The sequence below is a fragment of the Agromyces neolithicus genome, from assembly GCF_039529735.1.
GTDB classification, from domain to species: domain Bacteria; phylum Actinomycetota; class Actinomycetes; order Actinomycetales; family Microbacteriaceae; genus Agromyces; species Agromyces neolithicus.
Genome location: NZ_BAAANJ010000007.1, coordinates 149,015 through 156,848, shown reverse-complemented (window position 1 = coordinate 156,848; position 7,834 = coordinate 149,015). Strand labels below are relative to the sequence as shown.

At 68.4% G+C, this 7,834-nt stretch carries 7 protein-coding genes; 1 reads left to right on the top strand and 6 read right to left on the bottom strand.

Annotated features, from left to right (window positions below; genetic code table 11):
* Positions 1-35: 35 nt before the first annotated feature.
* The 4 genes from ABD164_RS11025 to dusB form a co-directional block, all read right to left on the bottom strand.
* Positions 36-1,667, bottom strand: coding sequence for an ABC transporter substrate-binding protein (locus ABD164_RS11025; protein WP_344296103.1), 1,632 nt, complete (start codon positions 1,665-1,667; stop codon positions 36-38).
* Between the two features lie 190 nt (positions 1,668-1,857).
* Positions 1,858-3,735 carry a DNA primase gene (gene dnaG / locus ABD164_RS11020; RefSeq protein WP_344296101.1) on the bottom strand — a complete coding sequence of 626 codons (1,878 nt, stop codon included), beginning with the start codon at positions 3,733-3,735 and terminating at the stop codon, positions 1,858-1,860.
* Positions 3,736-3,789: 54 nt separating this feature from the next.
* The gene (locus ABD164_RS11015) at positions 3,790-5,046 is read right to left on the bottom strand and encodes a deoxyguanosinetriphosphate triphosphohydrolase (protein WP_344296099.1); all 1,257 of its coding nucleotides are present in this window, start codon (positions 5,044-5,046) and stop codon (positions 3,790-3,792) included.
* A gap of 1 nt (position 5,047) precedes the next feature.
* Positions 5,048-6,202 carry a tRNA dihydrouridine synthase DusB gene (dusB, locus tag ABD164_RS11010; RefSeq protein ID WP_344296097.1) on the bottom strand — a complete coding sequence of 385 codons (1,155 nt, stop codon included), beginning with the start codon at positions 6,200-6,202 and terminating at the stop codon, positions 5,048-5,050.
* Between the two features lie 92 nt (positions 6,203-6,294).
* On the opposite strand from dusB, the gene ABD164_RS11005 reads away from it, so the two are divergent.
* On the top strand, positions 6,295-6,771 hold the full coding sequence (locus ABD164_RS11005) for an aminoacyl-tRNA deacylase (protein WP_344296095.1): 477 nt from the start codon (positions 6,295-6,297) through the stop codon (positions 6,769-6,771).
* Between the two features lie 203 nt (positions 6,772-6,974).
* On the opposite strand, the gene ABD164_RS11000 is transcribed toward ABD164_RS11005, so the two are convergent.
* Together ABD164_RS11000 and ABD164_RS10995 are read right to left on the bottom strand one after the other, a co-directional pair.
* Positions 6,975-7,106 (bottom strand): hypothetical protein, encoded by a 132-nt coding sequence (locus tag ABD164_RS11000; RefSeq protein WP_344296093.1) that lies wholly within the window; start codon positions 7,104-7,106, stop codon positions 6,975-6,977.
* Positions 7,103-7,759, bottom strand: a complete 657-nt coding sequence (locus ABD164_RS10995; RefSeq protein WP_344296091.1) for a DsbA family oxidoreductase — start codon at positions 7,757-7,759, stop codon at positions 7,103-7,105. Before ABD164_RS10995 ends, ABD164_RS11000 begins: the two co-directional genes overlap by 4 nt.
* Between the last annotated feature and the right edge of the window lie 75 nt (positions 7,760-7,834).

Here is a 7,834-nt window from a genome sequence, read left to right as displayed (position 1 = left end):
CGTGTAGAAGTGACTCTAGTGGCCGTTCAGCCGGCTCAGCCCTTCGAGAGCGCCGCGAAGCGGAACTTGAACGAGGCGTCGAGCGTCGTGTCGACACCCTCGACATCGGTTCCCGCCACCGCGACCTGCGCGCCCTGGAGGTAGGGAACGGTCGAAAGGTCGGCCGCCTCCTTCTCCTGGATCTCCTCGATGAGCGCCGTGCGGGCCGCCACGTCGGGCGTGACCGCCTGCTCGAGAATGAGGTCGTTGATCTCCTGGTTCTCGTAGTGGTTGCCGAGGAAGTTGTTCGTGAGGAAGAACGGCGTCAGGTAGTTGTCGGCGTCGGAGTAGTCGGGGAACCAGCCGAGCTGGTACGCCGGGTACACGTCGGCCGTGCGGTCCTCGGAATACTGCACCCACTCGGTGGTCTGCAGGTTCACCGTGAACAGGCCGGTCGCCTCGAGCTGGTCCTTGATGAGCGCGTACTCATCGGCCGACGAGGGGCCGTAGTGGTCGTTCGAGTACTGCAGGTTGAGCTCGACCGGCATGGCGACACCGGCCGCCTCGAGACGCTCTGCGGCCTTGTCGGCGTCGGGGCCGCCCTCGCCGTCGCCGTAGAGGCCGAGCAGCGGCTCGACCGCACCTGCGAGACCCGCGGGCACGTAGGAATACAGCGGCGTGTAGGTGCCCTTGTAGACCTGCGTCGAGAGCTCGTCGCGGTCGATGAGGTCTGCGACGGCCTGGCGAACGGCGAGTGCCTTGGCCGGGTCGGCCTCAGCGGTCGTCGCACCGTAGGGCTGCGTGTTGAAGTTGAAGACGATGTAGCGGATCTCGCCACCGGGGCCTTCGATGACGTTGACCGCGTCATTGCCCTTCAGGTCGTCGATGTCGGTCGACGAGAGGCTGCGGGTGGCGACGTCGATGCCGCCCTCCTGCACGTCGAGCTTCATGTTCGACGACTCGGCGTAGTACTTCAGGTTGACCGTCTCGGTCTTCGCCTCAGCGAGCAGACCCTTGTAGTCGGGGTTCTTCTTGAACGAGATGAGGTTGTTGAAGTCGTAGCTCGCGATGACGTACGGGCCGGCGAAGGCGTTCGCCTCGACGATGTCTTCATCGGAGGTCAGCGCGTCGGCGGCGAAGACCTCGTCGTCGACGATGGCGCCCGGGAAGCTCGTGAGGATGAGCGGGAACACCTGGTCGTTCTCGGCCTTGAGGTGGAACACGACAGTCGTCTCGTCGGGCGTCTCGACGCTGTCGAGGTTGTAGAGCAGGCTCGACGCGCCGTTCGGGTCGGCGATCGCGAGGTTGCGGTCGAATGAGAACTTCACGTCGGACGAGGTGAGGTCGTTGCCGTTGGCCCACTTGAGGCCTTCGGGCAGGGTCACCGTGTACTCGGTGGGAGACGTGAACTCGGCGCTCTCAGCGAGGTCGGGAACCACCTCGGTGCTCTGGTAGTCGGTGTTGAGCAGGTAGGGGAAGACCTGCGTCTGCACGGCGAGCGAGCCGTTGTCGTACGAACCGGCCGGGTCGAGCGTCGTCACCTTGTCGGTCGTGCCGACGGTGATCGAGTCGGCGGTGCTGCTGCCGGTGTCGGTTCCGGCGGAGCAACCCGCGAGTGCGAGGGCTGCGACCGAAACCCCGGCCGCCGCGATGAGGCCGCGACGCCGGTTCTTGGATGCGGATGTCATATCCGTCTACCTCTTCCTGATCAGGACTGAAGCGCGCCACGAATCACGGGCGCGTTTCTCGTATCCCCAAGGACTAGCACACAGCCTCGAAAGGCTGCATGAGATGCCCGCTCGGCGGCGCAATGTTTACCGATCTGCAACCTTCGACGCAACCGATCCGCGTCGGAGCCGGTTCGGCGAGGATTCTGCGTCAGTCGTCGCGCAACGCCCGTCGCTCGTTCTCGAGTTCGACGAGGGCGCGCTGCAGCGTGGCGAACGTGGACCGGTCGGCGCGGTCGAGCCGCTGCAGCCTCCCGAGCAGTTCGGACTTCTGCCGCAGCAGTTCTCGATCGACGAGCGAGCTCACGACGCCACGCGCGTACACCTCGAGTTCGGCCTCGCTGCGTTGCGGCACCGGCGCGACCGCGAGTTGCTGCACAACGCCGACGAAGGGCTGCGGCACCTCGGCCATGACGCGGTCGACGCGCACGACCGGGTCGGGCGAGCCGAGCACCGACGCGATGCCGTCACGCACGACCGTGAGGGTGGGATCGCCGAATCGGCTGTCGATCGCGTGCCGCAGCAACTCATCGCCGACGCGGTCGGGATACTGCAGCATCACCTGCAGCGCGTCGCGTTCGAGTCGCGTCGACGGGTCGTTCGGCAGCGCCGTGATCGAGAACGGCCGCTCCGGGACATCGGTCGCCGGTGCGTTCGGCGCCGGGCCAGCGGATGACCCGGGCTGCGGCTTCTGCGCGCCCGAAGGCCTGCCTCGCGGCGAGGCGCCGCGCACTGCGCGAGTGACCTCGCCGAGTTCGACGCCGAGCATTCGGGCGAGCTCGCGCGTGTAGCCGGGTCGCAGGGCCGGATCGCGGATCTCGGCGACGACCGGCGCTGCCGCACGCAATGCGGCGACGCGTCCCTCGACGGTCTCGAGGTCGTAGCGGCCCACGATCTGCCGGATGACGAACTCGAACATGGGCGTGCGCGACTCGACGAGGGCGCGCACCGCGGCATCGCCGCGCGCGAGTCGCAGGTCACACGGGTCGAGCCCGTCGGGCGCGACCGCCACGAAGGTCTGCGCGGCGAACCGCTGCTCTTCGGCGAAGGCGCGCATCGCCGCCTGCTGTCCGGCGGCGTCGCCGTCGAACGTGAAGACGACCTCGCCGACCCCCGAGTCGTCGCCCAGTACGCGCCGCAGCACCTTGATGTGGTCGACGCCGAACGCGGTTCCGCAGGTCGCGATCGCGGTCGTCACGCCCGCGAGGTGGCACGCCATGACATCGGTGTACCCCTCGACCACGACGACGCGACGGCCTTTGGCGATGTCGCGCTTGGCGACGTCGAGCCCGTAGAGCACCTGCGACTTGTGATACACGGCGGTCTCGGGAGTGTTCAGGTACTTTGGGCCCTTGTCGTCGTCGAGCAGGCGCCGCGCGCCGAACCCGACGGTCTGACCGGTGACGTCGCGGATCGGCCACACGAGCCGGCCGCGGAATCGGTCGTAGATGCCGCGATCGCCCTGCGAGACCAGACCCGATGCAACGAGCTCGTCGGTCGTGAAGCCGCGACCCTTGAGATGGCCGGTCAGCGCGTCCCAGCTCTTCGGGGCGAATCCGACGCCGAAGCTCTTGGCCGCCGCGGCATCGAAGCCGCGCTCGCCGAGGAATCGCCGGCCCACCTCGGCCTCGGTCGTGCCGAGCCGCTCGACGAAGAACTCGGCGGCGGCCTGGTTTGCGGCGAGCAGGCGCGCCCGGTTGCCGTGGTCGGAGGCCTGGCCGCCGTCTTCGTAGTGCAGTTCGTAGCCGATGCGCGCGGCGAGGCGCTCGACGGCCTCGGTGAACGAGACGTGGTCCATGCGCTGCAGGAACGTGTAGACGTCGCCTGACTCGCCGCAGCCGAAGCAGTGGTAGTAGCCGACGCCCGGCCGCACGTTGAAGCTCGGGCTGCGCTCGTCGTGGAACGGGCAGAGTCCCTTGAGCGAACCGACGCCCGCGGATTTCAGGCTGACGTGGTCGCCGATGATGTCGGCGATGTTCGTGCGGGCCTTCACCTCGTCGACATCGCTCTGTCGAATTCGGCCCGCCATGGTCACATCCTATTCGTGGTCATCTGCTCGTCGGACGGTCTGGGGCGACGCGGCTCAGTGCTGCACGAGCCGCTCGGACCACGCGAGCGCCGACTGGTCGGTGAGGCTCGCGACCTGGTCGACGACGACGCGCTTGCGCGAGGCATCATCGGGTGCGGCAGCCCAGTCTTCGGCGAACCCCTGGTCGAGGTGCTGGTCGCCCGTCTTCAGCAGCACCTCGGCGAGCGAGGTGAGCACCTGCCGCTGCTGGTGGTAGATGGGCTGGCGGGTGTTCTTCGACATCACGAACGCCGCCACGATGCCCTTGAGCACCGCGATCTCGGCCTGGATCCCGCGCGGCACGATCACGTCGGCATCGAAGCGGATGAGGCTCGCGAGCGGGAACGCCGCGCGCGTGGCCACGGTCGCCTCGTGCGAGAACCTGCCGATGAGCTGGCTCGTGAGGTTCTTCAGGCGCGCCTGGTCGCGACGGCTGCCATCCCAGGAGTCCATCCAGACGTCGAGCGAGTCGAGTCGGTCGAACGCGGCGATGAGCTCGTCGTGCCCGATCGCACCACCGATCCACTCGTACATCGACGAGACGAGGTCGTCGTGGTCGACGCGGGCGCCGAGCGCCTCGACGTCGATGTAGCCGTTGACGACGGCGTCTTCGAAGTCGTGCACCGAATAGGCGATGTCGTCGGAGAGGTCCATGACCTGCGCCTCGATGCAGAGGCGGCGCTCGGGCGCGCCCGCGCGCAACCAGCGGAACACCGCGATATCGTCGTGGTAGAACCCGAACTTCTGCCGGCCAGACGGGTCGGCGACGCCCGATTCTTCGGCCCATGGGTACTTGCAACTCGCGTCGAGGCTCGCCCGGGTGAGGTTGAGCCCGTAACCGCGGCCGTCGGGGCCGAACACCTTGGGCTCGAGGCGCGTGAGCAGGCGCAACGTCTGCGCGTTGCCCTCGAAGCCGCCGATGTCGGCCGCCCAGGCGTTCAGCGCCTTCTCGCCGTTGTGCCCGAACGGCGGGTGGCCGAGGTCGTGCGCGAGGCACGCGGTGTCGACGACGTCGGGATCGAGGGCGAGGTTCGTGGCGAGTTCGCGGCCGATCTGGGCGACCTCGAGCGAGTGCGTCAGCCTGTTGCGAGCGAAGTCGAGGCCTGCCGTGGGGCTCAGCACCTGCGTCTTCGCGGCGAGGCGGCGCAGTGCGCTCGAGTGCAGCAGCCGGGCGCGATCGCGCGCGAAGTCGCTTCGGCGCGACGAATGCTCTTCGGGCAGCCAGCGCTCGGCGTCGGCGGCCTCGTAGCCGCCGAAGAGTCGCTCACGCATCTCAGCCGCCGCTCGTGTCGAGTTCGGCGCCGACGAGCGTCTCGCGATCGTCGCCGGCGAGCTCCTGCGAGGTGAGCCAGCCGTCGGGCAACGCGGGGTTCTTCGGCGTGCCGGCCCGGCCGCGCGGCCCTTCGGCGCCCTCGCCCGGGTACGGCATCGACCAGTCGAGCGTTCCGAGCAGCTCATCGAGCTGTGCAAGTGACTCGACGGTCGCGAGGCGTGCCCGCAGGTCGCCGCCGACCGGGTACCCCTTGAAATACCAGGCGACGTGCTTGCGGATGTCGCGGCACCCGCGCTCTTCGCTGTCGAAGAACTCGGTGAGCAGTTCGGCGTGCCGGCGGAACGTCTGCGCGACCTCGCCGAGGGTCGGGTGCGCGGTCGCGTCGTCGCCGCGGAACGCCGCCGCGAGATCGCCGAAGAGCCACGGGCGACCGAGGCAGCCGCGCCCGACGACGACGCCGTCGCACCCGGTCTCGGCGACCATGCGCAGCGCATCGTCGGCCGACCAGATGTCGCCGTTGCCGAGCACGGGCACACTCGTGACGGTCTCTTTGAGCTTGGTGATGGCCGACCAGTCGGCCTGCCCCGAGTAGAACTCGGCGGCGGTGCGGGCGTGCAGCGCCACTGCGGCAACACCGGCGCCCTCGGCGATGCGCCCCGCCTCGAGGTAGGTGAGGTGGTCGGCATCGATGCCTTTGCGCATCTTGATCGTGAGCGGAACGTCGCCTGCGGCCTTCACCGCATCCTCGACGATGCCGCGGAACAACCCGGTCTTCCACGGCAGCGCGGCTCCCCCGCCTTTGCGGGTGACCTTCGGCACGGGGCATCCGAAATTCAGGTCGATGTGGTCGGCACGGTCTTCGGCGACAAGCATGGTGACGGCCTCGGCGACCGTCTTCGGGTCGACGCCGTAGAGCTGGATGGAACGCAGCGTCTCGGACTCGTGGTGTGTGATGAGCCGCATCGACTCGGGCGTGCGCTCGACGAGCGCCCGCGACGTGATCATCTCGCTGACGTAGAGGCCCGCGCCGAACTCGCGGCACAGCAGGCGGAACGCCGTGTTGGTGATGCCGGCCATGGGTGCGAGCACGACCGGGGTGTCGAGCTCGAGGGGGCCGATCGTGAGCTGGCCGGGTGACAGGGTGGTGGAGGACATCACCGTCGATTCTCCCAGAGTTCGGGCCTGCCTCGCCCGCCAGCCGGTCACGCGCCTAGGATTCTCGCAGGACCGAGGCTGTGGAGGACGAGATGGCAGAGCTCACGGGTGCCGAACGAGTGCTGGCCGACGCCGAGGCGCGCGGCCTCGCAATCGAGGTCATCGAGCGACCCGCCGCCCGCAGCCTTGAAGAGGCGGCCGAGCTCATGGGCATCACGCCTGCCGACATCGTGAAGTCGCTCGTCGTGAAGCGCAGCGACGACACCTACGTGTTCGCACTCGTGCCCGGCGGGCGCAAGATCTCGTGGCCCAAGCTGCGGGCGCTGCTCAGCGTCAACAAGCTGCAGCTGCCCGACGCCTCGCACGCGCTCGCCGCGACCGGCTACGAGCGCGGCACCATCACGCCGCTCGGGTCGACGACGGCATGGCCCGTGGTCGTCGACGAGAGCGTCGTCGGCCGGCGCGTGTCGATGGGGGCCGGCGAGCACGGCCGCAGCCTCTTCGTCGACGCTGACGCGCTGATCGCCGCATTCGAGGCGACGGTGGCCGACATCAGCGATCCCGAGTAGCGCACGTCGATCGAGTAGGGCCCGACGGAGGAGGGCGCGTATCGAGGTCGTGTCACCGGGTCTCGATACGCTCGCTGCGCTCGCTACTCGACCGACGGCGTAGGGATACTCTCGCCGCGCTCGCGACTCGACCGACGGCGTAGGGATACTCTCGCCGCGCTCGCGACTCGACCGACGGCGTAGGGATACTCTCGCTGCGCTCGCTACTCGACCGACGGCGCCGGGATGTAGCAGACGTCGCCTTCGCACACCATCGCCGAGGCGTCGCCCGCGATCATCGCGAACGGAGCCGGTGCCGGGGCATCCGTCGCCGTGGTCTCAGTGAGCTCGCTCACGCGGCCTTCTCGCCTGCGACCTGGGTGATCGCCTGCGCGAACACCTCGCTCGGCTGCGCGCCCGAGACGCCGTACTTGCCGTCGATGACGAAGAACGGCACGCCGTTGATGCCGTAGGCCTGGGCCTGGGCGATGTCTGCCTGCACGGCCCCGGCGAAGCGGCTCGACTCGAGCGCCTCACGGGCTTCGTCAGCGTCGAGTCCGACCTCGGTCGCGAGCTCGACCAGCTCGTCGACACGACCTACGTGACGTCCTTCGGTGAAGTACGCGCGGAAGAGCCGCTCAGAGAGCTCGAGCTGGCGGCCCAGCTGCTTCGCGAAGTGCAGCAACTCGTGCGCCTTCAGCGTCTTGGTGTGCTGCAGCGTGTCGAAGTGGTAGTCGAGCCCGGCGTTCGCGGCGACGCCGGTGACGTGGTCGAGCATCTCGTGCACGCGCTCGGCGGGCAGCCCCTTGTGCTTCGCGAGGAAGTCGACCTCGGAACCCTCGAAGTCGATCGGCGTGTCGGGCGCGAGCTCGAACGAGTGGTACGTGATCTCGACGTCGGGCGCGTCGTCGCCGAGCGACGTGATCCCTTCTTCGAGGTGGCGCTTGCCGATGTAGCACCACGGGCACGCGATGTCGGACCAGATGTCGATCTTGATGGGTTCACTCACGATCAATGCAAACGGATGCATCGGCTCGGGTATTCCCAAACCCATTCCCCCGCGCGCAGCGCACGAGAACAGGAA